The sequence below is a fragment of the Micromonospora sp. MH33 genome, from assembly GCF_003013775.1.
Lineage (GTDB): Bacteria > Actinomycetota > Actinomycetes > Mycobacteriales > Micromonosporaceae > Micromonospora > Micromonospora fulviviridis.
Window position 1 is genome coordinate 1 of record NZ_MUYZ01000071.1, and the last position, 25,034, is coordinate 25,034.

At 69.2% G+C, this 25,034-nt stretch carries 38 protein-coding genes and 1 pseudogene; 1 reads left to right on the top strand and 38 read right to left on the bottom strand.

The genetic code is table 11. The annotated features are described in order from the left end of the window. The coding region (locus B0E53_RS13875; RefSeq protein ID WP_246835391.1) for a hypothetical protein at window positions 1-885 on the top strand (885 nt) is incomplete at its 5' end. 57 nt (window positions 886-942) lie between these two features. Here the strand turns inward: B0E53_RS13875 and truA are convergent. The 38 genes and pseudogenes from truA to B0E53_RS14065 all read right to left on the bottom strand — a co-directional run. After that, window positions 943-1,776, bottom strand: a complete 834-nt coding sequence (truA, locus tag B0E53_RS13880) for a tRNA pseudouridine(38-40) synthase TruA (protein ID WP_107076456.1) — start codon at window positions 1,774-1,776, stop codon at window positions 943-945. Window positions 1,777-1,847: 71 nt separating this feature from the next. After that, entirely contained in the window at window positions 1,848-2,408 is a 561-nt protein-coding gene (gene rplQ, locus B0E53_RS13885; RefSeq protein ID WP_107076457.1) for a 50S ribosomal protein L17, read from the bottom strand. Between the two features lie 34 nt (window positions 2,409-2,442). Next, window positions 2,443-3,465 (bottom strand): DNA-directed RNA polymerase subunit alpha, encoded by a 1,023-nt coding sequence (locus B0E53_RS13890; protein ID WP_007073009.1) that lies wholly within the window; start codon window positions 3,463-3,465, stop codon window positions 2,443-2,445. A gap of 96 nt (window positions 3,466-3,561) precedes the next feature. Further along, window positions 3,562-4,188 (bottom strand): 30S ribosomal protein S4, encoded by a 627-nt coding sequence (rpsD, locus tag B0E53_RS13895; protein ID WP_107076458.1) that lies wholly within the window; start codon window positions 4,186-4,188, stop codon window positions 3,562-3,564. 14 nt (window positions 4,189-4,202) lie between these two features. Then, complete coding sequence (gene rpsK / locus B0E53_RS13900) at window positions 4,203-4,610, bottom strand: 30S ribosomal protein S11 (protein ID WP_014440747.1); 408 nt, start codon at window positions 4,608-4,610, stop codon at window positions 4,203-4,205. Between the two features lie 18 nt (window positions 4,611-4,628). After that, the gene (rpsM, locus tag B0E53_RS13905) at window positions 4,629-5,009 is read right to left on the bottom strand and encodes a 30S ribosomal protein S13 (protein ID WP_091262776.1); all 381 of its coding nucleotides are present in this window, start codon (window positions 5,007-5,009) and stop codon (window positions 4,629-4,631) included. 263 nt (window positions 5,010-5,272) lie between these two features. Then, complete coding sequence (gene rpmJ / locus B0E53_RS13910) at window positions 5,273-5,386, bottom strand: 50S ribosomal protein L36 (protein WP_043965539.1); 114 nt, start codon at window positions 5,384-5,386, stop codon at window positions 5,273-5,275. 90 nt (window positions 5,387-5,476) lie between these two features. After that, window positions 5,477-5,698: a translation initiation factor IF-1 gene (gene infA, locus B0E53_RS13915; protein WP_007073013.1), complete on the bottom strand. Its 222-nt coding sequence runs from the start codon at window positions 5,696-5,698 to the stop codon at window positions 5,477-5,479. Between the two features lie 273 nt (window positions 5,699-5,971). Then, the gene (locus B0E53_RS13920) at window positions 5,972-6,475 is read right to left on the bottom strand and encodes a DUF1707 domain-containing protein (RefSeq protein WP_246835392.1); all 504 of its coding nucleotides are present in this window, start codon (window positions 6,473-6,475) and stop codon (window positions 5,972-5,974) included. 143 nt (window positions 6,476-6,618) lie between these two features. Then, window positions 6,619-7,470 carry a type I methionyl aminopeptidase gene (gene map, locus B0E53_RS13925; protein WP_107076460.1) on the bottom strand — a complete coding sequence of 284 codons (852 nt, stop codon included), beginning with the start codon at window positions 7,468-7,470 and terminating at the stop codon, window positions 6,619-6,621. 90 nt (window positions 7,471-7,560) lie between these two features. Continuing rightward, window positions 7,561-8,214, bottom strand: a complete 654-nt coding sequence (locus tag B0E53_RS13930; protein WP_089012511.1) for an adenylate kinase — start codon at window positions 8,212-8,214, stop codon at window positions 7,561-7,563. Next, a complete protein-coding gene (gene secY, locus B0E53_RS13935; protein ID WP_107076461.1) occupies window positions 8,215-9,540 on the bottom strand; it encodes a preprotein translocase subunit SecY in 1,326 nt (441 codons plus the stop codon). Between the two features lie 235 nt (window positions 9,541-9,775). Then, window positions 9,776-10,219 carry a 50S ribosomal protein L15 gene (gene rplO / locus B0E53_RS13940; protein WP_107076462.1) on the bottom strand — a complete coding sequence of 148 codons (444 nt, stop codon included), beginning with the start codon at window positions 10,217-10,219 and terminating at the stop codon, window positions 9,776-9,778. After that, window positions 10,219-10,401, bottom strand: coding sequence for a 50S ribosomal protein L30 (rpmD, locus tag B0E53_RS13945; protein ID WP_013473693.1), 183 nt, complete (start codon window positions 10,399-10,401; stop codon window positions 10,219-10,221). Before rpmD ends, rplO begins: the two co-directional genes overlap by 1 nt. Continuing rightward, complete coding sequence (gene rpsE, locus B0E53_RS13950) at window positions 10,401-11,015, bottom strand: 30S ribosomal protein S5 (RefSeq protein ID WP_091262790.1); 615 nt, start codon at window positions 11,013-11,015, stop codon at window positions 10,401-10,403. Before rpsE ends, rpmD begins: the two co-directional genes overlap by 1 nt. Window positions 11,016-11,048: 33 nt before the next feature. After that, on the bottom strand, window positions 11,049-11,438 hold the full coding sequence (rplR, locus tag B0E53_RS13955; RefSeq protein ID WP_107076463.1) for a 50S ribosomal protein L18: 390 nt from the start codon (window positions 11,436-11,438) through the stop codon (window positions 11,049-11,051). Then, complete coding sequence (gene rplF / locus B0E53_RS13960) at window positions 11,435-11,977, bottom strand: 50S ribosomal protein L6 (RefSeq protein WP_107076464.1); 543 nt, start codon at window positions 11,975-11,977, stop codon at window positions 11,435-11,437. The genes rplR and rplF overlap by 4 nt, the downstream gene beginning before the upstream one ends. Before the next feature lie 16 nt (window positions 11,978-11,993). After that, window positions 11,994-12,401: a 30S ribosomal protein S8 gene (gene rpsH / locus B0E53_RS13965; protein ID WP_013288624.1), complete on the bottom strand. Its 408-nt coding sequence runs from the start codon at window positions 12,399-12,401 to the stop codon at window positions 11,994-11,996. Window positions 12,402-12,497: 96 nt separating this feature from the next. Further along, entirely contained in the window at window positions 12,498-12,683 is a 186-nt protein-coding gene (locus B0E53_RS13970) for a type Z 30S ribosomal protein S14 (protein WP_007073023.1), read from the bottom strand. Window position 12,684: 1 nt separating this feature from the next. After that, window positions 12,685-13,254, bottom strand: a complete 570-nt coding sequence (gene rplE, locus B0E53_RS13975; RefSeq protein WP_091317981.1) for a 50S ribosomal protein L5 — start codon at window positions 13,252-13,254, stop codon at window positions 12,685-12,687. Further along, window positions 13,254-13,574 (bottom strand): 50S ribosomal protein L24, encoded by a 321-nt coding sequence (gene rplX, locus B0E53_RS13980; RefSeq protein ID WP_210406058.1) that lies wholly within the window; start codon window positions 13,572-13,574, stop codon window positions 13,254-13,256. Before rplX ends, rplE begins: the two co-directional genes overlap by 1 nt. Next, window positions 13,571-13,939: a 50S ribosomal protein L14 gene (gene rplN / locus B0E53_RS13985; protein WP_007073026.1), complete on the bottom strand. Its 369-nt coding sequence runs from the start codon at window positions 13,937-13,939 to the stop codon at window positions 13,571-13,573. Before rplN ends, rplX begins: the two co-directional genes overlap by 4 nt. 98 nt (window positions 13,940-14,037) lie before the next feature. Then, window positions 14,038-14,328, bottom strand: a complete 291-nt coding sequence (gene rpsQ / locus B0E53_RS13990) for a 30S ribosomal protein S17 (RefSeq protein ID WP_107076465.1) — start codon at window positions 14,326-14,328, stop codon at window positions 14,038-14,040. Beyond that, complete coding sequence (gene rpmC, locus B0E53_RS13995; protein WP_013288628.1) at window positions 14,325-14,561, bottom strand: 50S ribosomal protein L29; 237 nt, start codon at window positions 14,559-14,561, stop codon at window positions 14,325-14,327. Before rpmC ends, rpsQ begins: the two co-directional genes overlap by 4 nt. After that, window positions 14,561-14,986 carry a 50S ribosomal protein L16 gene (rplP, locus tag B0E53_RS14000; protein WP_073834927.1) on the bottom strand — a complete coding sequence of 142 codons (426 nt, stop codon included), beginning with the start codon at window positions 14,984-14,986 and terminating at the stop codon, window positions 14,561-14,563. Before rplP ends, rpmC begins: the two co-directional genes overlap by 1 nt. Before the next feature lie 3 nt (window positions 14,987-14,989). After that, a complete protein-coding gene (gene rpsC, locus B0E53_RS14005; protein WP_107076466.1) occupies window positions 14,990-15,859 on the bottom strand; it encodes a 30S ribosomal protein S3 in 870 nt (289 codons plus the stop codon). Beyond that, the gene (gene rplV / locus B0E53_RS14010; protein WP_073834929.1) at window positions 15,859-16,314 is read right to left on the bottom strand and encodes a 50S ribosomal protein L22; all 456 of its coding nucleotides are present in this window, start codon (window positions 16,312-16,314) and stop codon (window positions 15,859-15,861) included. Before rplV ends, rpsC begins: the two co-directional genes overlap by 1 nt. A 40-nt stretch (window positions 16,315-16,354) precedes the next feature. Beyond that, complete coding sequence (gene rpsS, locus B0E53_RS14015) at window positions 16,355-16,636, bottom strand: 30S ribosomal protein S19 (protein WP_007073032.1); 282 nt, start codon at window positions 16,634-16,636, stop codon at window positions 16,355-16,357. 12 nt (window positions 16,637-16,648) lie between these two features. Continuing rightward, the gene (rplB, locus tag B0E53_RS14020; protein WP_091262802.1) at window positions 16,649-17,488 is read right to left on the bottom strand and encodes a 50S ribosomal protein L2; all 840 of its coding nucleotides are present in this window, start codon (window positions 17,486-17,488) and stop codon (window positions 16,649-16,651) included. 12 nt (window positions 17,489-17,500) lie between these two features. Then, window positions 17,501-17,803, bottom strand: a complete 303-nt coding sequence (rplW, locus tag B0E53_RS14025; RefSeq protein ID WP_091317975.1) for a 50S ribosomal protein L23 — start codon at window positions 17,801-17,803, stop codon at window positions 17,501-17,503. Further along, window positions 17,800-18,465: a 50S ribosomal protein L4 gene (gene rplD, locus B0E53_RS14030; RefSeq protein ID WP_107076467.1), complete on the bottom strand. Its 666-nt coding sequence runs from the start codon at window positions 18,463-18,465 to the stop codon at window positions 17,800-17,802. The genes rplW and rplD overlap by 4 nt, the downstream gene beginning before the upstream one ends. Next, entirely contained in the window at window positions 18,462-19,127 is a 666-nt protein-coding gene (gene rplC / locus B0E53_RS14035) for a 50S ribosomal protein L3 (protein WP_107076468.1), read from the bottom strand. Before rplC ends, rplD begins: the two co-directional genes overlap by 4 nt. An 11-nt stretch (window positions 19,128-19,138) precedes the next feature. Further along, complete coding sequence (gene rpsJ, locus B0E53_RS14040; RefSeq protein WP_007073037.1) at window positions 19,139-19,447, bottom strand: 30S ribosomal protein S10; 309 nt, start codon at window positions 19,445-19,447, stop codon at window positions 19,139-19,141. A gap of 353 nt (window positions 19,448-19,800) precedes the next feature. Next, window positions 19,801-20,994, bottom strand: a complete 1,194-nt coding sequence (gene tuf, locus B0E53_RS14045; protein ID WP_107076469.1) for an elongation factor Tu — start codon at window positions 20,992-20,994, stop codon at window positions 19,801-19,803. Between the two features lie 223 nt (window positions 20,995-21,217). After that, window positions 21,218-23,314, bottom strand: a complete 2,097-nt coding sequence (fusA, locus tag B0E53_RS14050) for an elongation factor G (RefSeq protein ID WP_107076470.1) — start codon at window positions 23,312-23,314, stop codon at window positions 21,218-21,220. Window positions 23,315-23,389: 75 nt separating this feature from the next. After that, a complete protein-coding gene (gene rpsG, locus B0E53_RS14055) occupies window positions 23,390-23,860 on the bottom strand; it encodes a 30S ribosomal protein S7 (RefSeq protein WP_088647009.1) in 471 nt (156 codons plus the stop codon). Window position 23,861: 1 nt separating this feature from the next. Then, on the bottom strand, window positions 23,862-24,236 hold the full coding sequence (rpsL, locus tag B0E53_RS14060) for a 30S ribosomal protein S12 (protein WP_007465318.1): 375 nt from the start codon (window positions 24,234-24,236) through the stop codon (window positions 23,862-23,864). A gap of 533 nt (window positions 24,237-24,769) precedes the next feature. Further along, window positions 24,770-25,034 (bottom strand): annotated as a pseudogene (locus tag B0E53_RS14065) (phage holin family protein); the annotation flags it as partial.

Consider the following 25,034-nt stretch of genomic DNA (forward strand, 5'->3'; position numbering starts at 1 on the left):
ACCCCGGCCGCCGCGCCCGGGCCGGAGACGTCGGCCCCGCCCGACACCAGCGTCCGGACCACCGACCCGCTGGACCTGTCCCGGACCCGCCGGGCCGACCACCGGCGCGGCGGCGGCCGGGCGTGGCAGGTGCTGATCGGTGGCGCCGCCGTGCTGATGCTGCTCGCCCTCACCGGGCTGGCCGTCGCCGCCCTGCTCGACGGCCGGACCGCCACGCCGCAGGCCGGCCAGCAGAGCACCCAGCCCGTGGTGGAGCAGTCCGCCGCGGCCGACGGGACCGACCTGGACTCCCGGGACACCGACCAGGCGGCGCTCACCGCCAAGGAGGTCTTCCCCGGCCAGCAGCTGGTGGTGACCGACGGGCAGCCGGCGTACCGGGTGCTCAAGACGCACTCCAGCGGCAGCTGCGCCGTCGCGGCCACCGGCGAGATCGCCGACCTGCTGGTACGCCTCGGCTGCAACCAGGTGGTCCGGGCCACCCTCCGCTCCCCCGACGGCGACCACCTGCTCACGGCCGGCCTGTTCAACCTGACCGACGTGGCCAGCGCCCAGCGGGCGCGCGACCGGATCCGGCCGATGCTGGACGAACGGCAGGGCCGGTTCCCCGGCATGGCGGCGGACAAGGACACCGAGGCGGTGGCCAAGGCCGCCGCCCGGGTCGGCTGGCAGGTCCGCGGCCACTACCTCGCCTACTGCGTGGTCACCCGGGCCGACGGGGAACGGATCAGCTCCGACGACAGCAAGGCCCGGGACATCCTGTACGACATGATCGAGGTCTACCTGAACCGGAACGTGCTGGAGCGCCGGGCCAACGGCGGGGCGGCCAGCCAGCCCACCGACGGCGCCTCCGACGGCACCGCCGGCCAGAACGGCGCCGGCAACTGAGCCCGACCGTCACGGCCCGTCGTCCCCGTCCGGGGTCGGCGGGCCGTTGCACTGTGCTCAGCCCTCGGCGACGGGCACCCGGAGGCGGCGGGTGAGGTCGGCGCGGCGGGCGTACTCGGCGGGGTCGGCCGGGTAGCCGACCTCGACCAGGGCCAGCCCGTGCGCGGGCGCCACGGTCACCTCGCTGGAGCGTTCCCGGCGGCTCAGCAGGCCGGCCGGCCACTCGACCGGCCGGCGGCCGTCCCCGGCGACCAGCATGGCGCCGACCAGGCTGCGCACCATGTTCTGGCAGAACGCGTCAGCCTGCACGGTGGCGACCAGGATCCCGTCCGGGTCGCGCCGCCAGTCCAGCCGGGTCACCTCCCGCAGCGTGGTGGCGTTCTCCTTCCGCCGGCAGTACGCGGCGAAGTCGTGCTCCCCCACCAGCCCGGCCGCGGCGGCGTTCAACGCCGCCAGGTCCAGCGGCTTGGGCCAGGCCAGGGTGTCGGTGCGGCGCAGCGGCTCGGCGCCCCACGGCGCGTCGGTCACCCGGTACTCGTAGCGGCGGAAGGTGGCCGAGAAGCGGGCGTCGAAGTCGGCCGGCACCTCGGTCATGGCGCGGACCCGCACGTCCGGCGGGAGCAGCCGGGCCAGGCGGCGCAGCAGCTTCCCGTCGTGCTGCCGCCACACCTCGGCCGGCAGGTCGAGGTGGCAGACCTGCCCGGTGGCGTGCACGCCGGCGTCGGTGCGACCGGCCACGGTCAGCCCCGTCGCGGTGCCCGCGCCGAGGACCAGGTCCAGCGTCTGCATGAGCACCCCGGCGACCGTCCGCCGGGTGGGCTGGGCGGCCCAGCCGGAGAAATCGGTGCCGTCGTACGAGACGTCCAGCCGCAGCCGGGTCCGCTCGTCCACCTCGTACCTCCTCATGCCGTCGGGCCCGGCACCCCCGTGCGGGGTACCGGGCCCGACGATGCGGCCAGTGCTCAGGCCTTGTCGTTCTCGGCGGCCTCGTCGCTGTCCTCGCGGGCGGCGGCGGTGTCACCGGAGGCCGAGACCGGAGCCTCGGCGTCCTGGTCGGCGGCCTCGGAGCGCGGGGTCTCCTCGGCCGGGGCCAGGGCCTCGACCTTGTCCTGCTGGGCGGCCTTGCGGGCGGCGGTCTTCTTGTTCGCCTTCGGCTCGGCGACCTGAAGCTCCTCCACCAGCTCGATGATCGCCATCGGAGCGGCGTCACCCTTGCGCGGACCGGTCTTCACGATCCGGGTGTAGCCACCGTTGCGGTTGGCGTACCGGGGCGCGATCTGGTCGAACAGGGCGTAGACCACGTCCTTGTCCTTGACGACGCCCAGCACCCGACGCCGCGAGGCGAGGTCGCCGCGCTTGGCCTTGGTGATGAGCTGCTCGGCCAGCGGACGCAGCCGCCGGGCCTTCGTCTCGGTGGTCTGGATCTTGCCGTGCTGGAACAGCGCGGTGGCCAGGTTGGCCAGCATCAGCCGCTCGTGCGCGGGGCTGCCGCCGAGGCGGGGGCCCTTGGTGGGCGTGGGCATGCTTGGTGCTCCTCAGGTGTGGCGGCAGCGCGGACTAGAGCTGCTCGGTCTCGCGGTAGTCGTCGGTGTCGTAGTCGGCCTCGCCGAAGGCGTCCACGACGTGCGCCGGGTCGAAGTTCGGAGCCGAGTCCTTCAGCCCCAGGCCCATCCCGGCGAGCTTCATCTTGACCTCGTCGATCGACTTCTGGCCGAAGTTGCGGATGTCGAGGAGGTCGGCCTCGGTACGCCCGATGAGCTCACCAACGGAGTTGATGCCCTCGCGCTTGAGGCAGTTGTAGGAGCGGACGGTGAGGTCCAGCTCCTCGATCGGCAGAGCGAGGTCGGCCGCCAGCTGGGCGTCCTGCGGGGACGGCCCGATGTCGATGCCCTCGGCGGTCTCGTCCAGCTCCCGGGCCAGCCCGAACAGCTCCACCAGCGTCGAGCCGGCCGAGGCCAGCGCGGTACGCGGACCCATCGACGGCTTGGTCTCGACGTCGATGATCAGCCGGTCGAAGTCGGTCCGCTGCTCGACGCGGGTCGCCTCGACGCGGTAGGTCACCTTGAGCACCGGCGAGTAGATGGAGTCGACCGGGATCCGGCCGATCTCCGCACCCGCCTGCTTGTTCTGCGCCGCCGTGACGTAGCCGCGACCCCGCTCGACGGTCAGCTCCATGTCGAGCCGGCCCTTGCCGTTCAGGGTGGCGAGCTTCAGGTCCGGGTTGTGCACCGAGACACCGGCCGGGGGCTGGATGTCACCGGCGGTCACGTCGCCCGGACCCTGCTTGCGCAGGTACATGCTGACCGGCTCGTCGTGCTCGGAGCTGACGCAGAGCTCCTTGATGTTCATGACGAGCTCGACCACGTCCTCCTTGACACCGGGGATCGTGGTGAACTCGTGCAGGACACCGTCGATCTTGATCGAGGTGACCGCCGCACCCGGGATGGACGACAGCAGCGTGCGCCGCAGCGAGTTGCCCAGGGTGTAGCCGAAGCCCGGCTCCAGCGGCTCGATGGTGAACCGGGACCGGGTCTCGTTGATCGACTCTTCGGAGAGAGACGGTCGCTGGCTGATGAGCATCTTTTCTCTTCTCTTCCGGGGCGCCCGCTATATGACGCCCACGACACAAACTGTTCCGGTGGCCCGCCCCGGAGGGCGGGCCACCGCAACGAGCCCTTACTTGGAGTAGAGCTCGACGATCAGCTGCTCCTGGACCTGGGTGTCGATCACCTGGCGGGCCGGGAGCGAGTGCACGAGGATCTTCATCTGGCTGGGGATGGCCTCGAGCCACGCCGGAACGGTCTTGGAGCCGGCCTCGGCCTGCGCGACGATGAACGGGGTGAGCTCCTTGCTCTTGACCCGGACCTCGACGATGTCGTGCTCCTTGACGCGGTACGACGGGATGTCGACCTTCTTGCCGTTCACCGTGAAGTGACCGTGCTTGACCAGCTGGCGGGCCATGTCCCGGGACTTGGCGTAGCCGGCCCGGTAGACCACGTTGTCCAGCCGCGACTCGAGGATCTGCAGGAGGACCTCACCGGTCTTGGCCTGCTTGCCCACGGCCTCCTCGTAGTAACCGCGGAACTGCTTCTCCAGCACGCCGTAGACCCGGCGGGCCTTCTGCTTCTCACGGAGCTGGAGCAGGTACTCCGTCTCCTTGGTGCGGCCGCGGCCGTGCTGCCCGGGCGGGAACGGCCGGGACTCGAACGGGCACTTCGGACCATCGCACTTGCTGCCCTTGAGGAACAGCTTCATCTTCTCCCGCCGGCAACGGCGGCAGTCAGCACCGGTGTAACGAGCCATCTCTCTCTAACCTCTCAGACCCGGCGACGCTTCGGCGGACGGCACCCGTTGTGCGGCTGCGGGGTGACGTCGGAGATCTGCCCGACCTCCAGCCCGGCGGCCTGCAGCGAACGGATGGCGGTCTCCCGGCCGGAGCCGGGACCCTTGACGAACACGTCGACCTTGCGCATGCCGTGCTCCATGGCCCGACGCGCGGCGGCCTCGGCGGCCAGCTGCGCGGCGAACGGGGTCGACTTGCGGGAGCCCTTGAAGCCCACCTGGCCCGACGAGGCCCAGGAGATGACCGCACCGGTCGGGTCCGTGATGGACACGATGGTGTTGTTGAAGGTGCTCTTGATGTGCGCCTGCCCGTGGGCGACGTTCTTGCGTTCCTTGCGCCGGACCTTCTTGACAGCGGCTCCGGCACGAGCCTTCGGTGGCATAAGTCTGTGCGCTCCTAGTTACTTCTTGCCGGGCTTCTTCTTGCCGGCGACGGTCCGCTTCGGGCCCTTGCGGGTCCGCGCGTTGGTCTTGGTCCGCTGGCCACGAACGGGCAGGCCCCGGCGGTGCCGGATACCCGCGTAGCAGCCGATCTCGACCTTGCGGCGGATGTCAGCGGCGACCTCGCGGCGAAGGTCACCTTCAACCTGGTAGTTGGCCTCGATGTGGTCGCGGAGCTGCACGAGCTCCTCGTCCGTGAGGTCCCGAGCGCGCTTGTCCGGCGAGATGCCGGTGGCGGCCAGCGTCTCCAGGGCGCGGGTGCGACCGACCCCGAAGATGTAGGTGAGCGCGATCTCCATCCGCTTGTCGCGGGGGAGATCCACGCCGACTAGACGTGCCATGTGCGGGCGTACTCCTCGTGATGTAGTGGCGGAGGTGTGGACCCGTCCCACCCCGCTACCGACCGTCCCTGTCCTTCCGGCGCGATCAGCGCCGGCGACCGGGATCGGTCGCTGCCCGAGCGGGCCCCGGCCTCCGACCGGGGGTCAACCACGAGGGGGTACGCGCTGCGTACCGCTCGCGGCTGGGACGAGCTGGTGATGTGTGTCGGGATCTGCGACCCGGGCCGGTTCCGCCGCCGCTCGTCACGGTCGGCGGGAACGGTTCAGCCCTGGCGCTGCTTGTGGCGCGGGTCCGAACAGATGACCATGACCCGGCCGTGCCGGCGGATCACCCGGCACTTGTTGCAGATCCTCTTGACGCTCGGCTTGACCTTCACGGTTGCCTTACTTCCCATCTGGCCCGGAGACGCGACGAGCGCGACCCGGACGTCGAAGACGGACACGGGACGTCCCGGCCGTCGTCAGGCTTACTTGTAGCGGTAGACGATGCGCCCGCGGGTCAGGTCGTACGGCGAGAGTTCGACGACGACCCGGTCCTCCGGCAGGATGCGGATGTAGTGCTGCCGCATCTTGCCGCTGATGTGAGCCAGCACCTTGTGGCCGTTCGCGAGCTCCACCCGGAACATGGCGTTCGGCAGGGGCTCGATGACCCGACCCTCGATCTCGATGGCTCCGTCTTTTTTCGGCATGTACTCCGCTGTCCTGACGTCGGTTGCTCCGGACGGCCCACAACGTCTTACACGGGCTTCGACGAGAGTCGCCGAGCCCGAGCCAGCCGCGGCTCCGACTCCCACCGAAGCGCAGGGTGGGCATGCCGGAGTGGACGCTGTGCGCCGATCTGAAAGTGTACGCCCGCCTGCGGGCCGTCGCCAAACCGGCCGCCCGGCCGGTCACCCGGCGGAGGAAATTCGCCCCGCCTCGACGGCCAGCTGTGGCGCTGGCCACAGCCGGTCGCCGGCGGGTCAGCGGCGCCGGCGACGGTCCCGCCGGGCTCGGCCACGCCGCTCGGCCGGGCGCCACCCGTGGTCATGGCCGCCCACGGTGCGCATCAGCAGGAAGAAGCCCCACGGCCCGATCGCCCAGACCGGCCAGTAGTGCCCGAGGTGCCCGGAGCCGAGCGAGGCGAACAACCAGATCGCGGTGAGGATCCCGGCGACCCGCAGCCACGGCGACCAGATCGCGAGCAGCCTGCCGGCGCCGCGCCCGCTCGCCACGACCGTCCCGCCGGCGTCGGTCGTCGCGGGCGGTGCCGCCGGGGCCACTGCGGCGCGTTGCGCGGGCGTCGTCCCGGGCAGGTCGGCCACCACCTCGTCCAGGTCGGCGTAGGTCTTCGCCCCGTACGCCCGGACCAGCCGCTCGTCGTACTCGTGCAGGTCGAGCCGGCCCTCCTCCAGCGCCGCCCGGAGCCGCTCCGCCGTGGCCTCCCGGTCGGCGTCGGCCGCCCGCATCCCGCTCCGCCCGTCCATGACGGCAAGCATGCCACCGGCGTGCCACCGCCCGGTGACCCCCGATTCCCGGGACCGCAGTGGCGACGAGCGGTTGCCGAAGGCGCTCAGCAGGCGAAAACCGCCTGATCGGCGCGAGGGGCCCGAGACCGGGACGGCCCCGGTCACACCGCCGGGGAGTCCGCCGGCTGGCGGGCGGTGACCAGGTCGCCGAGCCGGGCCCGGCCGCCGTCCTCGGCGGTCAGCACCCAGACGCCGTCGTCCAGCAGCGCCATCGAGTGCTCGACGTGCACCGCCATCGACCGGTCGCGGGTCACCACGGTCCAGCCGTCGGCCAGCTCCACGGTGCGCGGGGAGCCCATGGTGATCATCGGCTCGATGGCCAGCGCCAGGCCCGGCACCAGCCGGGGGCCCTTGCCCGGGCGCCCGTGGTTGAGCACGTGCGGGTCCTGGTGCATCTCGGTGCCGATGCCGTGCCCGCCGTAGCCGTCGACGATGCCGTACCGGCCGCCCTGGCGGACCGCGCTCTCCACCGCGTGGGAGATGTCGGTGAGCCGGCCCTTGCCGCTGGCCGCGCCCCGGGCCGCCGCGGCGATGCCGGCCCACATGGCGTCCTCGGCGACCGCGGCCATCTTCAGCAGGGCCGGGTCGACCTCGCCGACGCCGACCGTGATGGCCGCGTCGCCGTGCCAGCCGTTGAGCACCGCCCCGCAGTCGATCGAGATCAGGTCGCCCTCGCGGAGCACCTGCGTCGACGCCGGGATGGCGTGCACCACCTGCTCGTTGACCGAGGAGCAGATCGACGCCGGGAAGCCGTGGTAGCCCTTGAACGAGGGGATCGCGCCGGCCTCGCGGATGGTGGCCTCGGCGATCGCGTCGAGGTCGGCGGTGGTGACGCCGGGAGCGACCGCCTCCCGCATCCGGCGCAGCGCGCGGGCGACCACCAGACCGGCGGCCCGCATCAGCTCGATCTGCTCGGGGGTCTTCAGCTGGATGTCCAGCTGGGGACGACGCATGGAGGCGTTTACCTTTCGTTGCGCGGAACAGCGGGGCACGTCGCACGTACCCCGCTGTTCGCACTCTATCCGCCGGAGTCCGGCGGGACGTCAGCCGCCGTACGAGCGGAGGGCGTCGATGGCGCGGACGGTGACGTCCTCCACCGGCCCGGTCGCGTCGATGCCGACGAGCTTGCCCTGGGCGCCGTAGTAGTCGACCAGCGGCGCGGTCTTCTCGGCGTACTCCCGCAGCCGGGCCGCGATGGTCTCCGGCTTGTCGTCGTCCCGCTGGAACAGCTCGGCCCCGCAGCGGTCGCAGACGCCCTCACGCGTGGTGGCGTCGAACTCGACGTGCCAGATCTTGCCGCAGCCGCGGCAGGTACGCCGGCCGGAGAGCCGCCGGATCACCTCGTCGTCGTCGACGACCAGCTCCAGCACCAGGTCCAGCGCGGTGCCGAGGTCGGCGAGGAGCTTGTCCAGCGCGGCGGCCTGCGGCGTCGTACGCGGGAAGCCGTCGAGGAGGAAGCCCTCGGCGGCGTCCGGCTCGGCGAGCCGGTCCCGCACCATGTTGATGGTGACCTCGTCCGGGACCAGCTTGCCGGCGTCCATGTACCGCTTGGCCTCGACCCCCAGCGGCGTGCCCTGGGAGACGTTGGCCCGGAAGATGTCCCCGGTCGAGATCTTCGGCACCGACAGGTGAGCGGCGATGAACTCCGCCTGTGTGCCCTTGCCCGCGCCCGGCGGGCCAACCAGAACGAGTCGCATCTACCGCAGGAACCCTTCGTAGTTCCGCTGCATGAGTTGGCTCTCGATCTGCTTCACGGTCTCCAGACCGACGCCGACCATGATGAGCACAGCGGTGCCGCCGAACGGGAAGTTCTGGAACTGCTGGTTGTCCAGCCAGATGAAGAAGAAGTTCGGCAGGATCGCGACGATGCCCAGGTAGAGCGCGCCCGGCAGGGTGATCCGGCTGAGGATGAAGTCGAGGTACTCGGCGGTCGGCTTGCCGGGGCGGATGCCCGGCACGAAGCCGCCGTACTTCTTCATGTTGTCCGCGACCTCGGTCGGGTTGAACGTGATCGACACGTAGAAGTAGGTGAAGAAGATGATCAGCAGGAAGTAGATCGCGATGTGCTCCGGCGCGGCTGCCTTCACGATGTGGTTCTGGATCCAGGCCTGGGTCTTCCCCGGGTTGTTCTGGTCGAAGAACTGGAGGGCGAGCTGCGGCAGGTAGAGCAGCGACGAGGCGAAGATGACCGGGATGACGCCGGCCTGGTTCACCTTGAGCGGGATGTAGGTGGACGTGCCGCCGTACATCCGCCGGCCGATCATGCGCTTGGCGTACTGCACCGGGATCCGGCGCTGGGCCTGCTCGATGAAGGTGACCGCGGTGATGACCAGCAGGACCAGGGCGATGACGAGGAGGAACATCCCCCAGCCCTTGGTGGTCTTGATCTTCCAGCCCTCGCTGGGGAGCCGGGCCGCGATCGAGGTGAAGATCAGCACGGACATTCCGTTGCCGACGCCCCGGTCGGTGATCAGCTCACCGAGCCACATCACCACGCCGGTGCCGGCGGTCATCGTCATGACCAGGATGGTCAGCGTCAGCCAGTCCGGGATGCCGGTGCCCCGCGGGACGATCGGGAACTGGTCGCACTGGTTGTTGAAGAGCTGACCCGAGCGCGCCAGCGCCACGAACGCCGAGGACTGGAGGATGCCCAGGCCCAGCGTCAGGTAGCGGGTGTACTGGGTGATCTTCGCCTGGCCGGCCTGACCCTCCTTGCGGAGCTGCTCCAGCCGCGGGATGACCACGGTCAGCAGCTGCAGGATGATCGACGCGGTGATGTAGGGCATGATGCCCAGCGCGAAGACCGAGAGTTGGAGCAGCGCGCCACCGGAGAAGAGATCCAGCAGGCTCAGCACGCCGGTGCTGCCCTGGATCGTGTCGAGGCACTTCTGCACGTTGCCGTACGAGACGCCCGGGCTGGGCAGCGTGGCGCCCAGCCGGTAGACCGCGATGATGCCTACTGTGAACAGCAGCTTCTTGCGCAGGTCAGGCGTACGGAACGCACTGAGAAAGGCGGACAGCAACTTCTTCCTCCTGCGCGACGCGGGCCGCCGGTGGTGATCCCTGGCGGGGCGGGGTGGGTGCCGGGCGGACCGCCCGATATCCATAGCTGGGAAGGGACTCTAACAGCCCGATCCCGGTCCGGGCAGATGTGCCCGGCTACATAAAACGAATCCGATGTTACCCGGCGCACATTCGCCAGGTAGAGCACGGCGCCCGCCCAGTTGCGGACAACTGAGCGGGCGCCACGAACGTGCCCTACAGCTCGGTGACCGAGCCGCCGGCCGCGGTGATCTTCTCCTTGGCCGACGCGCTGAACGCGTGCGCCGACACCTGGAGAGCCACGCCGCCGAGGTCGCCGGTGCCGAGCACCTTGACCGGCTGGCCCTTGCGGACCGCACCGACCTCGACCAGCTCGGCCGGGCCGACCTGGCCGCCGTTCGGGAAGAGCTCGGCGAGCCGGTCCAGGTTGACCACCTGGAAGACGACCTTGAACTTGTTCTTGAAGCCCTTCAGCTTCGGCAGGCGCATGTGGATGGGCATCTGCCCACCCTCGAACGCCGCCGAGATGTTCTTCCGGGCCTTGGAACCCTTGGTACCGCGACCGGCGGTCTTGCCCTTCGAGCCCTCACCGCGACCCACGCGGGTCTTGTCGGTCTTGGCTCCGGGCGCCGGGCGCAGGTGGTGCACCTTGATCGTCATTACTCGACCTCCTCGACCTTCACGAGGTGGTTGACCGTGAAGATCATGCCCCGGATCTCCGGCCGGTCCTCCTTGACCACCACGTCGTTGATCCGCTTGAGACCGAGCGAACGCAGCGAGTCACGCTGGTTCTTCTTGGTCCCGATCTCGGACCGGACCTGGGTGACCTTCAGGCGCGCCATCAGGACGCCACCCCCGCCCGCGACGCCAGCATGGCGGCCGGCGCGACGTCCTCGACCGGCAGGCCACGACGGGCCGCGACCTGCTCGGGCGACTCGAGCGCCTTCAGGGCCGCCACCGTGGCGTGCACGATGTTGATCGGGTTCGACGAGCCGAGGCTCTTGGAGAGCACGTCGTGGATGCCCGCGCACTCCAGCACGGCGCGCACCGGACCGCCGGCGATGACACCCGTACCGGCCGAGGCCGGCTTGAGCAGCACCACACCGGCCGCGTCCTCGCCCTGCACCGGGTGCGGGATCGACTGACCGATCCGCGGCACCTTGAAGAAGTGCTTCTTGGCCTCCTCGACACCCTTGGCGATCGCCGCGGGCACCTCCTTGGCCTTTCCGTAGCCCACACCGACGGTGCCGTCGCCGTCGCCCACGATCACCAGGGCGGTGAAGCTGAAGCGACGACCACCCTTCACGACCTTGGCGACGCGGTTGATCGCGACGACCCGCTCGAGGTGCGGGGTCTTCTCGACGGGCGCGTTTCCGCGGCCGCCCTCACGGCGGTTGTCGCGGCGACCACCCTCGTTGCCACCGGACCCGCCGCCACGGCGCTGTTGACCTGGCATCAGCAGCCTTCCTTCTCTCTCGTGACGGGGTTTCTAGAACTCGAGCCCGGCTTCGCGGGCGGCGTCGGCAAGCGCGGCGACCCGCCCCGCGTACCGGTTGCCACCGCGGTCGAAGACGACCTTCGAGACGCCGGCGGCCTTGGCCCGCTCGGCGAGCAGGGCGCCGACCTTGCCGGCCAGGGCGCTCTTGTCGCCCTCGGCGCCGCGCAGCGAGGCGTCCATGGTCGAGGCCGACGCCAGGGTGTGACCCTTGGTGTCGTCCACGATCTGGGCGACCATGTGCCGCAGGGAGCGGGTGACGACCAGGCGGGGACGCTCGGTGGTGCCGCTGACGTTCTTGCGGACCCGGAAGTGCCGGCGCGCACGCCCGACGGCACGCTTGGCGGCGACGCCGCGGCGGCGCTTGAGCAGCGTGGCGCTCACTTCTTACCTGCCTTTCCAGCCTTGCGGCGGATGACCTCGCCCTGGTACTTCACGCCCTTGCCCTTGTAGGGCTCCGGCGGGCGGATCTTCCGGATGTTGGCGGCAACCTCGCCGACCTGCTGCTTGTCGATGCCGGCCACGTGGAACAGGGTCGGCCTCTCCACCGTGAAGGTGATGCCGTCCGGGGCCGGGACCAGCACCGGGTGCGAGAACCCGAGCGCGAACTCGAGGTCCTTGCCCTTGGCGGTCACGCGGTAACCGGTACCGGCGATCTCGAGGCTCTTGCGGTAGCCCTCGGTCACCCCGACGATCATGTTGGCCACCAGCGTACGGCTCAGGCCGTGCAGCTCCTTGGCCTTGCGCTCGTCGTTGGGCCGGTTGACGTGCAGCGCGCCGTCCTCGCCCCGCTCCGCCGTGATCGGCTCGGCCAGTACGTGGCTCAGCTCGCCCTTGGGGCCCTTGACCTTGACGGTCTGGCCGTCGATGGTGATGTCGACGCCGGCTGGCACCGGGATCGACTTACGTCCAATACGCGACATTTCTACCTGTCTCCCGTTACCAGACGAAGGCGAGGACTTCCCCGCCAACGCTCCGCTTGCGGGCCTGCCGGTCGGTGAGCAGCCCCTGGGACGTCGAAATGATCGCCACGCCCAGCCCGCCGAGCACCCGCGGGAGCCCGTCCGACTTGGCGTACACCCGGAGACCGGGCTTGGACACGCGCTTGATGCCGGCCAGGCTCCGCTCCCGGTTCTGGCCGTACTTCAGCTCGACGACCAGTCGCTTGCCGACGGCGCCCTCCTCGGGCTCCTCGACCGACCAGGTGGCGATGTAACCCTCGGCCTTGAGGACCTCGGCGATGTTCGCCTTGATCTTCGAGTAGGGCATCGTCACCCGGTCGTGGTACGCCTGGTTGGCGTTACGCAGACGCGTGAGCATGTCTGCGATCGGGTCGGTCATCGTCATGAAATTCGTCAACCTTTCTCGCCGGGGTTCCCCGGGCCAGGCCCGGGGCCTACGGCGAAGAGACAGTTCAGCTGACGCGCGAAGCGCGCCGGGCTATTACCAGGAAGCCTTGGACACGCCGGGCAGCTCACCGCGGTGGGCCATCTCCCGGATGCACACCCGGCAGAGACCGAACTTGCGGTAGACCGCCTTCGGACGCCCGCACCGCTGGCAGCGGGTGTACGCGCGAACCGAGAACTTCGGCTTCGCGGCCGCCTTGAGGATCAGCGCCTTCTTGGCCATCTCAGTTCTCCTTGAACGGGAAGCCCAGGAGCTTGAGCAGCGCCCGGCCCTCGTCGTCGGTCGTGGCGGTCGTGACCACCGTGATGTCCATGCCCCGCTGGCGATCGATCTTGTCCTGGTCGATCTCGTGGAACACCGACTGCTCGGTCAGACCGAACGTGTAGTTGCCGTGGCCGTCGAGCTTGCGCCCGTCCAGGCCGCGGAAGTCACGGATACGCGGCAGCGCGATCGAGAGCAGCCGGTCCAGGAACTCCCACATCCGGTCGCCGCGCAGGGTGACCTTCGCGCCGATCGGCATGCCCTCGCGGAGCTTGAACTGCGCGATGGACTTGGTGGCCCGCCGCACCAGCGGCTTCTGGCCGGTGATGGTGGCGAGGTCGCGGACCGCACCGTCGATCAGCTTGGCGTCGCGAGCAGCCTCGCCGACACCCATGTTGACGACGATCTTGACGAGCCCGGGCACCTGCATGGGGTTGCCGTAGCTGTACTGCTCCTGCAGCTTCGCCACGACCTCGTTGCGGTACCGCTCCTTGAGGCGCGGCAGGGTCTTGGTTTCGGTAGCCGTGGTCATCAGAGGTCCTTACCGGTGCTACGCGCGATGCGGACCTTCTGGCCGTTGTCGTCGATCCGGTAACCGACCCGGGTCGGCTTGCCGTCGGAGTCCAGGACCTGCACGTTCGAGACGTGGATCGGGGCCTCCTGGGTGACGATGCCACCGGTCTTGGCGCCACGCTGGGTGGTGCTGATGCGGGTGTGCTTCTTGACCCGGTTCACGCCCTCGACGAGGATCTTGTCCTGCCGCGGGTAGGCCGCGATGACCTTGCCCTTGGCACCCTTGTCCTTGCCGGCGATGACGACGACCGTGTCGCCCTTCTTGACCTTCACGGTCACAACACCTCCGGCGCGAGAGAGATGATCTTCATGAACCGCTTGTCCCGCAGCTCGCGGCCCACCGGGCCGAAGATGCGGGTACCGCGCGGGTCCCCACCGTCCTTGATGATGACGGCGGCGTTCTCGTCGAAGCGGATGTACGAGCCGTCCGGCCGCCGCTTCTCCTTGGCGGTGCGAACGACGACGGCCTTGACGACGTCGCCCTTCTTCACACCGGCACCGGGGATCGCGTCCTTGACCGTGGCCACGATGACGTCGCCGATGCTCGCGTAGCGCCGACCGGAGCCACCGAGAACCCGGATGCACAGGATCTCCCTGGCACCCGTGTTGTCGGCGACGCGCAGTCGCGACTCCTGCTGAATCACGTCTATCTCCTATGTCTGCCGGTTCTCCGGCCGCCCGGGGGCGGCCGGAGCCTGGCGGAACCTGCGCCCGACCGAACCCGGCCGAGCTCGAGCCTTCGCTACTTGGCCTTCTCGAGGATCTCCACGATCCGCCACCGCTTGGTGGCGGAGAGCGGGCGGGTCTCCATGATCAGGACCCGGTCGCCGATGCCGGCCGAGTTCTGCTCGTCGTGGACCTTCAGCTTGCTGGTCCGGCGCATGATCTTGCCGTACAGCGCGTGCTTGACCCGGTCCTCGACCTCGACCACGACGGTCTTTTCCATCTTGTCGCTGACCACGAGGCCCTCACGCACCTTGCGGCGGGCCCGCGCGGCGGCGGCGGTGGTGGTGGTGGTGGTGTTCTCGCTCATGATGCAGTCACCTCAGTCGGCGCGGCCGAGAGACCCAGCTCGCGCTCACGCATGATCGTGTAGATCCGGGCGATCTCCCGACGGATGACCTGCAGCCGCCGGTTGTTGTCCAGCTGCCCGGTTGCGGCCTGCACGCGGAGGTTGAACAGCTCCGCCTTGGCCTCGCGCAGCTTCGTGACCAGCTCCTCCTCGGAGAGCTCACGCAGCTCGGAAGGCTTGACGCCAGCTGCCATCAGGATTCACCCACTTCGCGCGTAACAATGCGGCACTTCATCGGGAGCTTGTGGATCGCGCGACGCATCGCCTCTCGCGCGATCTGCTCGTTGGGGAAGGACATCTCGAAGAGGACCCGCCCCGGCTTGACGTTGGCGACCCACCACTCCGGCGAACCCTTACCGGAACCCATCCGGGTTTCGGCCGGCTTCTTGGTGAGGGCCTGGTCCGGGAAGATCGTGATCCAGACCTTGCCGCCACGCTTGATGTGGCGGGTCATCGCGATACGCGCCGACTCGATCTGGCGGTTGGTCACGTACGCCGGCTCGAGAGCCTGGATCCCGAACTCGCCGAACACCACCCGGTTACCACCCTTGGACGCGCCGTGGCGGTCCGGGTGGTGCGGCTTGCGGAAGCCCTTCGGGGGCTTGCGCGGCATCAGCATCTGTCAGCCCTCCTGCTGCGTTTCTGCCGGCTGGGTGGCGGCCGCGGCGACGGCGCCGGCGTCAACCGGCTCGCCGCTCGGCGTCTCAGCCTGCTGCGCGATGGTGGTCGCGGCAGCCCGGCCGGCCTCGGTGCCACCGGCGGTCGTGCCCGACGAACCCGACCGGCCACGGCGCGGCCGCTCGGGGCGGTCACCGCGGTCACGGCGCGGGCGGGACGGACCGGCCTCGGCCGGAGCCTCCCGGCCCGGGACGGCGTCGCCCTTGTAGATCCAGACCTTCACGCCGATCCGGCCGAAGGTGGTACGGGCCTCGAAGAAGCCGTACTCGATGTTGGCCCGCAGCGTGTGCAGCGGGACCCGGCCCTCGCGGTAGAACTCGGTCCGGCTCATCTCGGCGCCGCCGAGACGGCCCGAGACCTGCACCCGGATGCCCTTGCAGACCGGGTTCTTCATCGCGGACTGCATCGCCTTGCGCATGGCCCGACGGAAGCTGACCCGGCTGGACAGCTGCTCGGCGACGCCCTGGGCGACCAGCTGCGCGTCCGACTCGGGGCTCTTCACCTCGATGATGTTCAGCTGGACCTGCTTGCCGGTGAGCTTCTCCAGCTCGCCGCGGATCCGGTCGGCCTCCGCACCCTTACGGCCGATGACGATGCCCGGCCGGGCGGTGTGGATGTCGACGCGGACCCGGTCCCGGGTGCGCTCGATGTCGACCTTGGAGATGCCGGCGCGCTCGAGGCCCTTGGACATCATCCGGCGGATCTTGACATCCTCGCCGATGTAGTCCTTGTAGAGCTTGTCCGCGAACCAGCGGGACTTCCAGTCGGTCGAGATGCCGAGCCGGAACCCAGTGGGGTGAACCTTCTGACCCATTACTCGGCACCTTCCGTCGTGCTCTGCCCCTCAGCGGCCTCGGCCTGCTTGGCCGGGGCGGCCTTCTTCGCCGACTTCTTCGGCGCGGCCGGCGCGACCGCCTCGACCGCCACGGTGATGTGGCAGGTCCGCTTGCGGATCCGGTACGCCCGGCCCTGCGCCCGCGGTCGGAACCGCTTCATCGTCGGGCCCTCGTCGACGAACGCCTCGCTGACGAGCAGCGCGTCGGGGTCCAGCCGCTCGTTGTTCTCCGCGTTGGCGATCGCGCTCGCGAGCACCTTGTACACCTGCTCGCTCGCAGCCTGCGGCGCGAACTGCAGCACCGTGAGCGCCTCCTTCGCGGGCAGGCCGCGGACGAGGTTGACCACCCGGCGCGCCTTCATCGGCGAGATGCGCACGTGCCGCGCAACCGCCCGCGCGCCCGGAAGCACCGGAGCGTCGCCCTTTCCTGGCATCGCTGTAACCCCTTGTTCCTCTATCCGTATGCCCGCGGCGTCAGCGCCGGCGGCTCTTCCGGTCGTCCTTCTCGTGACCCTTGAACGTGCGGGTCAGCGCGAACTCGCCGAGCTTGTGCCCGACCATGGCCTCGGTCACGAAGACCGGGACGTGCTTACGTCCGTCGTGCACGGCGATCGTGTGACCCAGCATCTCCGGGATGATCGTCGAGCGGCGCGACCAGGTCTTGATGACGTTCTTCGAGCCCTTGTCGTTCTGCGTCTCCACCTTCTTGAGCAGGTGGTCGTCGACGAACGGGCCCTTCTTCAGGCTGCGAGGCATGTCTTATCTCCCTCAGCCGCGCTTACGCGTGGCGTAGCGGCGGCGGACGATCAGCCGGTCGCTCGGCTGGCCCTTACGACGGGTGCGGCCCTCGGGCTTACCCTGCGGGTTGACCGGGTGGCGACCACCGGAGGTCTTACCCTCACCACCACCGTGCGGGTGGTCGACCGGGTTCATGGCCACACCACGGACGGTCGGGCGCTTGCCCTTCCACCGCATCCGGCCGGCCTTACCCCAGTTGATGTTCGACTGGTCGGCGTTGCCGATCTCGCCGACGCTGGCGCGGCAGCGCACGTCGACACGCCGGATCTCACCGGACGGCATGCGGAGGGTCGCGTACGCGCCCTCACGGCCGAGCAGCTGGATGCCGACGCCGGCCGAACGGGCCAGCTTGGCGCCGCCGCCCGGACGCAGCTCCACGTTGTGGATGGTGGTACCGACCGGGATGTTGCGCAGCGGCAGGTTGTTGCCCGGCTTGATGTCGGCGCTCGGCCCCGACTCCACCCGGTCGCCCTGCTTCAGGTCCTTCGGCGCGATGATGTAGCGCTTCTCGCCGTCGGCGTAGTGCAGCAGCGCGATGCGCGCGGTGCGGTTCGGGTCGTACTCGATGTGCGCGACCTTCGCCGGCACGCCGTCCTTGTCGACCCGCTTGAAGTCGATCAGCCGGTACTGCCGCTTGTGGCCGCCACCGTGGTGCCGGGTGGTGATCCGGCCGTGGGCGTTGCGTCCGCCCTTCTTCGGCAGCGGAGCCAGCAGCGACTTCTCGGGCGTCGACCGGGTGATCTCGGCGAAGTCGGCAACGCTCGAGCCACGCCGGCCCGGCGTCGTCGGCTTGTACTTACGGATAGCCATTGTCTACACCCCTCAGCTGACCGGGCCGCCGAAGGCCTCGATACGGTCACCGTCAGCCAGCTTCACGATCGCCCGCTTGGTGGACTTGCGCTGACCGAAGCCGGTCTTGGTGCGCTTGCGCTTGCCCTCGCGGTTGAGCGTGTTGACCGTCAGGACGCGGACGTTGAAGATCTGCTGGATAGCGATCTTGATCTCGGTCTTGTTGGCGTCCGGGTGCACCAGGAAGGTGTACCAGTTCCGGTTCAGCTCGCTGTAGCTCTTCTCCGAGACGACCGGAGCGACGATGATGTCGCGCGGATCGGCGATCGTGCTCACTTGCCACCCTCCTCGGTGGTCTCGGCGGGAACGCCCAGGAACTCGTCCAGGGCCTCCTTCGTGAAGACCACGTCGTCGGCCACCAGCACGTCGTAGGTGTTGAGCTGGCCGGCCTCGATCAGGTGCACCCGGCTGTCCCGCGTGTTGCGCAGGTTCCGCAGCGACACCCAGTTCAGCTCGTCGGTGCTGCTCAGCACGACCAGGACCCGACGGGCCTCGGTCAGCTTCGTCAGCGTGGTCAGCGCGGCCTTGGTCGACGGCTTCTCGCCGGAGACGAACGCCTCGACGACGTGCACGCGGCCGGCGCGGGCCCGGTCGGAGAGGGCGCCACGCAGGGCGGCGGCCTTCATCTTCTTCGGGGTGCGCTGGCTGTAGTCGCGCGGCACCGGGCCGTGGACCACGCCACCGCCGGCGAACTGCGGCGCGCGGGTCGAGCCCTGGCGGGCACGACCGGTGCCCTTCTGCTTGTACGGCTTCCTGCCTCCACCGGAGACCTCGCCGCGGGTCTTGGCCTTGTGCGTGCCCTGCCGGGCCGCGGCCAGCTGAGCCACCACGACCTGGTGCATCAGCGGGATGTTGGCCTGGACGTCGAAGATGTCGGCCGGCAGCTCGACGGAGCTGCTCTTGGCGCCTTCGACGTTGAGGACGTCAACGGTGGTCACTTGGCCGCACCGCCCTTCTTCACCTTGGTCTTGGCCGCGGTACGGACCAGGACCAGCGCGCCCTTGGGGCCAGGGATGGCGCCGCGGACGAGCAGGAGGTTGTTCTCGGTGTCCACCGCCTGGACGGTCAGGTTCTGGACGGTGTAGCGAACGCCACCCATCCGACCCGCCATCCGGGTGCCCTTGAAGACGCGACCCGGGGTCGCGCAGGCGCCGATCGAGCCCGGCGAGCGGTGCTTGCGCTCCACACCGTGGCTGGCGCGCAGACCGTGGAAGCCGTGCCGCTTCATCGGGCCGGCGTAGCCCTTGCCCTTGGTCTTGCCGGTGACGTCGATGGTCACGCCGGCCGGGAACTCCTCGACCGTGACCTCCTGGCCCGGCGAGTAGTCCGCGGCGTCCGCGGTGCGCAGCTCGACGATGTGCCGGCGCGGCGCGACCTCCGCCTTGGCGTAGTGCCCGGCGATCGGCTTCTTGACCTTGCGCGGGTCGATGGCCCCGTACGCCAGCTGGACCGCGGAGTAACCGTCCTTGTCGGCGCTACGAACCTGGCTCACGACGCACGGGCCGGCCTGAACCACGGTCACGGGAACAACGCGGTTGTTGTCCCAGACCTGGGTCATGCCGAGCTTTGCGCCCAGGATCCCCTTGACTTGCCTGTCCATTTGTCCGGTCCCTACAGCTTGATCTCGATGTCGACGCCAGCCGGCAGGTCGAGGCGCATGAGCGAGTCGACCGTCTTCGGGGTCGGGTCGATGATGTCGATCAGACGCTTGTGCGTGCGCATCTCGAAGTGCTCGCGCGAGTCCTTGTACTTGTGCGGCGAGCGGATAACGCAGAAACGGTTGATCTCCGTGGGCAGCGGCACCGGGCCAGCGACCTGCGCCCCGGTACGCGTCACCGTCTCGACGATCTTCCGAGCCGAGGAGTCGACGACCTCGTGGTCATAGGCCTTGAGCCGGATGCGGATCTTCTGTCCCGCCATGGTGGCTTCTGTTCCTTCTCTCGATGCCGCTGTGTTGCGGGCGCCTGTACCGGCTGGTACAGGCCCACTTCGCCGACCCCCGCGGTCGGGCGTGTCGCGCCCGTGGGCCAGGCTCCGCCCCGGGACTCCGGAGCGATTTCCGACCACGCGGTGGGTCAAGGCGCCGATCGCGGTGACCGCGACCTGGACGCCGCGCGAGGGTGGTTGACCGCCTGGGGCGATCAACCACCCTACGCGAGACTGTCTGCCTCCCGGAGGTCCAGCGTTAACCGGACGCGGGCGACCGACCGTCGTTACGCAACCTGACTAGTATGCCGCACGACCGGCGGCGACGCTAATCGGGGTTACCCAGCTCACTTGATGATCTTGGTGACGCGACCAGCGCCGACCGTACGGCCACCCTCCCGAATCGCGAACTTGAGGTTCTCCTCCATCGCGATGGGCTGGATCAGCTTCACGGTCATCGTGGTGTTGTCGCCCGGCATGACCATCTCGGTGCCCTCGGGCAGCGTGACGACGCCGGTGACGTCCGTGGTCCGGAAGTAGAACTGCGGACGGTAGTTCTGGAAGAACGGGGTGTGCCGGCCGCCCTCCTCCTTGGAGAGGATGTAGACCGTCGCCTCGAACTCCGTGTGCGGGGTCGTGGTGCCCGGCTTGATGACCACCATGCCGCGCTCGACGTCCTCGCGCTTGATGCCGCGGAGGAGCAGACCGACGTTCTCGCCGGCCCGGGCCTCGTCGAGCAGCTTGCGGAACATCTCGATGCCGGTGCAGACCGTCTTCTGCGACTTCTCGCGGATGCCGACGATCTCCACCTCCTCGTTCGGCTTGAGGATGCCGCGCTCGGCGCGACCGGTGACGACGGTGCCACGACCGGTGATCGTGAACACGTCCTCGATCGGCATGAGGAACGGCTTCTCGGTCTCGCGCTCCGGCTGCGGGATCGCGGTGTCGACGGCGTTCATGAGGTCCATGAGCTTGCCGGTCCACTCGGGGTCACCCTCGAGGGCCTTCAGCGCCGAGACCCGGACGACCGGCAGGTCGTCACCCGGGTACTCCTGCGACGAGAGCAGCTCGCGGACCTCGAGCTCGACGAGCTCCAGGAGCTCCTCGTCGTCGACCATGTCGCTCTTGTTGAGCGCCACGACGATGTACGGCACACCGACCTGACGGGCCAGCAGCACGTGCTCGCGGGTCTGCGGCATCGGGCCGTCGGTCGCCGCCACCACCAGGATCGCGCCGTCCATCTGGGCGGCACCGGTGATCATGTTCTTGATGTAGTCGGCGTGACCGGGGCAGTCGACGTGCGCGTAGTGACGCGCCTCGGTCTGGTACTCGACGTGCGCGATGGAGATCGTGATGCCGCGGGCCTTCTCCTCCGGCGCCTTGTCGATCTCGTCGAACGGCGTGTACGGGTTGAGGTCCGGGAACTGGTCGTGCAGGACCTTGGTGATGGCCGCCGTCAGCGTCGTCTTACCGTGGTCGATGTGACCAATGGTGCCGATGTTGACGTGCGGCTTAGTCCGCTCGAACTTCGCCTTCGCCACTGGTGTCCTCCTGTGGACTTTCTTGGTTCGTTCGCCCCGGTGCGCCGGGTCGGCGCTTAGGACTCTGTCGACAGCCTTTCCGACCTTGACGGCCGGAGAGCCTTGGTGGGTTCTGCGGCGATGAAGCCTACAGGCCCGGATTCACACAACCCGACCGAGGTGGTCGCGGGCGGGAGAACCCTCCCGCGACCGCCCCGAATCATCCGATCAGCTCAGGTGAGCGTCACTCACCCGTCGCCTTGGCGATGATCTCCTTCGCCACGCTCTGCGGAACCTCGGCGTAGGAGTCGAACTGCATGCTGTAGCTAGCCCGGCCCTGGGTCTTCGACCGCAGGTCGCCGACGTAGCCGAACATCTCCGACAACGGCACCAGAGCCCGGACGATGCGGGCGCCGCTGCGCTCCTCCATCGCCTGGATGATGCCCCGCCGGGAGTTGAGGTCGCCGATGACGTCACCCATGTTCTCCTCAGGGGTGGTGACCTCAACGGCCATCATCGGCTCGAGCAGTGCGGGATCGGCCTTGCGGGCCGCCTCCTTCATCACCATCGAGCCGGCGATCTTGAATGCCATTTCCGACGAGTCGACCTCGTGGTACTGGCCGTCCAGCAGCGTCAGCTTGACACCCACCAGCGGGAAGCCGGCGAGGATGCCGTACTGCATGGCGTCCTGGGCGCCCGCGTCCACCGACGGGATGAACTCCCGGGGGATACGGCCACCGGTGACGGCGTTCGCGAACTCGTAGGTCGGCGAGTCGTTGTCCAGCGGCAGCGGCTCGATGCTCACGATCACGCGGGCGTACTGGCCGGAGCCACCGGTCTGCTTCTTGTGGGTGTACTCGATCTTCTCCACCTTGCGGCGGATCGTCTCGCGGTACGCCACCTGCGGCTTACCGATGTTCGCCTCGACGTTGAACTCGCGGCGCATCCGGTCGACCAGGATGTCCAGGTGCAGCTCGCCCATGCCGGAGATGACCGTCTGACCGGTCTCCTCGTCCAGCTTGACGCGGAAGGTCGGGTCCTCCTCGGCCAGCCGCTGGATGGCGGTGCTGAGCTTCTCCTGGTCGGCCTTGGTCTTCGGCTCGATCGCGACCTCGATGACCGGCTCCGGGAAGGTCATCGACTCCAGGATGACCGGGTTGGCCGGGTCGCAGAGCGTGTCGCCGGTGGTGGTCTGCTTGAGACCCTGCACCGCGATGATGTCGCCAGCCTGGGCCGAGCCGCGCTCTTCCCGCTTGTTGGCGTGCATCTGGTAGATCTTGCCGATCCGCTCCTTGCGGTCCTTGGTGGAGTTGACCACCTGGGTACCGGTCTCGACCACACCCGAGTAGACCCGGACGTAGGTGAGCTTGCCGAGGTGCTTGTCGGTCTGGATCTTGAAGGCCAGGCCCGAGAACGGCTCGGACTTCGACGGCTTCCGCTGCATCGGCGTCTCGCCGTCGGTGGCGGTGCCCTCGATGGCCGGGACGTCCAGCGGCGACGGCAGGAAGTCGACCACGGCGTCGAGCATGGGCTGCACGCCCTTGTTCTTGAACGCCGAGCCGCACAGCACCGGGTTGGCCTTGCTGGCGATGGTGGCGCGCCGGATGGCGGCCTTGATCTCCTCGACGGAGATCTCCTCGCCCTCCAGGTACTTCTCCATCACCGAGTCGTCGACGTCGGCCAGGGTCTCCATGAGCTTCTCGCGCCACTCGGCCGCGGAGTCGGCCAGGTCGGCCGGGATCTCCTCGATCGCGTAGTCCTCACCCTTCTGGGTCTCCCCGCGCCAGGTGAGCGCCCGCATGTTGATCAGGTCGACGACACCGATGTGGTCGCCCTCGAGCCCGATCGGGATCTGGAGCACCAGCGGGGTGGCGTTGAGCCGGTCGATCATCATCTGCACGCAGCGGAAGAAGTCGGCACCGGTCCGGTCGAGCTTGTTGACGAAGCACATCCGCGGGACGTGGTACTTGTCGGCCTGCCGCCAGACGTTCTCCGTCTGCGGCTCCACGCCGGCGACACCGTCGTAGACCGCGACCGCACCGTCCAGCACCCGCAACGACCGCTCGACCTCGACCGTGAAGTCGACGTGACCGGGCGTGTCGATGATCTGGATCGTGTGGCCCTTCCACTCACACTTGGTAGCAGCGGAGGTGATGGTGATGCCACGCTCCTGCTCCTGCTCCATCCAGTCCATGACGGCAGCGCCCTCGTGGACCTCACCGATCTTGTACGTGATACCGGTGTAGAACAGGATCCGCTCGGTGGTCGTGGTCTTACCGGCATCGATGTGCGCCATGATGCCGATGTTGCGTACGTTGGCGAGCGCGTCTGCGGCGGCCACTTCAATCCCTACTTATCGTCGTCTAGACACAACTGGTGGCGGTTCCGGCGCCTCGTGGGCGCCGGAACCAGGGTGTTACCAGCGGTAGTGCGCGAAGGCCTTGTTGGACTCGGCCATCTTGTGCGTGTCCTCGCGCCGCTTGACGGCGGCACCGAGGCCGTTGCTCGCGTCCAGCAGCTCGTTCATCAGCCGCTCGACCATGGTCTTCTCGCGACGGGCCTTGGAGTACGTCACCAGCCAGCGCAGGCCGAGGGTGGTCGCGCGGGCCGGACGGACCTCGACCGGCACCTGGTAGGTGGCGCCACCGACCCGGCGGCTGCGCACCTCGAGGGTGGGCTTGACGTTGTCCATCGCGCGCTTGAGCGTGACGACCGGGTCGGTGCCGCTCTTCTCGCGGCACCCCTCCAGGGCGGCGTACACGATGCGCTCGGCGAGCTGACGCTTGCCGCGCATCAGGATCTTGTTCACCAGCTGGGTGACCAGCGGCGAGTTGTACACCGGGTCAGCGACCAGCGGCTTCCGCGGAGCGGGTCCCTTACGCGGCATGTCAGCTCTTCTCCTTCTTCGCGCCGTAACGGCTGCGAGCCTGCTTGCGGTTGCGGACACCCTGGGTGTCCAGCGAGCCGCGAACGATCTTGTACCGCACGCCGGGGAGGTCCTTCACACGGCCGCCGCGGACGAGCACGATCGAGTGCTCCTGCAGGTTGTGGCCGACGCCCGGGATGTAGGCGGTCACCTCGATCTGGCTGCTGAGCTTGACACGAGCGACCTTGCGCAGCGCCGAGTTCGGCTTCTTGGGGGTGGTGGTGTACACGCGGGTGCACACGCCGCGCCGCTGGGGAGACCCCTTGAGCGCCGGGGTCTTGGTCTTGGTCGTCTTGGCCTGACGGCCCTTTCGGACCAGCTGCTGAATGGTGGGCACCGGGTTTCTCCGCTCCCTTCGGCCGCTGCGAGGCGACCGCGCCGTCTGCTCTAGCCGGCCGGATGGACGGCTCTCCTACATTTCAACCAGGGCCACCTGACGGGGGTCCCAGCACCCGCGGTCGGGCGTGTCGCCCGAGTCACGGTCCGGTGCGGTCGCTCGCGCGTCGCACCGGGTTTCTGTCACCGGCGCAGGAGACTACCGGCGCCAGGTCTTGGGGCTCTGTCGTGCGGCCGCGCGATCACCGGGTGACCGGTTCCGGCGCACGCACGCATTGCCCGGGCTGGCCCGGGCACAAGGGGAAAGAGTACCTACCACAGGCGCGCAGGTCAAAACGGAGCGGTCCGGGAGAACCGCTTCGCGGTCCGCCGGCCGATCGCGTCGTGCCCGCCCGCCCGAGATGGGCACCTACGGTGACAAGTGTACCGGCTTCTCCAGGGCTCGGCCGGGCGGCCCCGGTTCCGCCCGCAGGCCGAGCATCGGGGCATACCGGTCGCAGCTGGTCAGGACGCCGCCCGCCCGGACGGCGGGGATCACGTGATCTGCACCACCAGGGCCAGCGCGAGCCCGCCCAGGCTGACCAGCAGACCCACTCCCCCGCAGCTGAGCCCCGCCACGGCCAGGCCGCGCCCGGTGAACCGGACCGCCGGCGGCGGCGCCGGCCGCCGGATCTGCCGCCGGGCCAGCAGCCCCGCCACGACGGCCGCCGTGCCGGCGATCGCCCCGAGCACGGTGAACGCCCCGGCGGCCCAGGCCCCGCCGTAGTTCGGCCCGGCCACACCGAAGCAGAGGACCAGC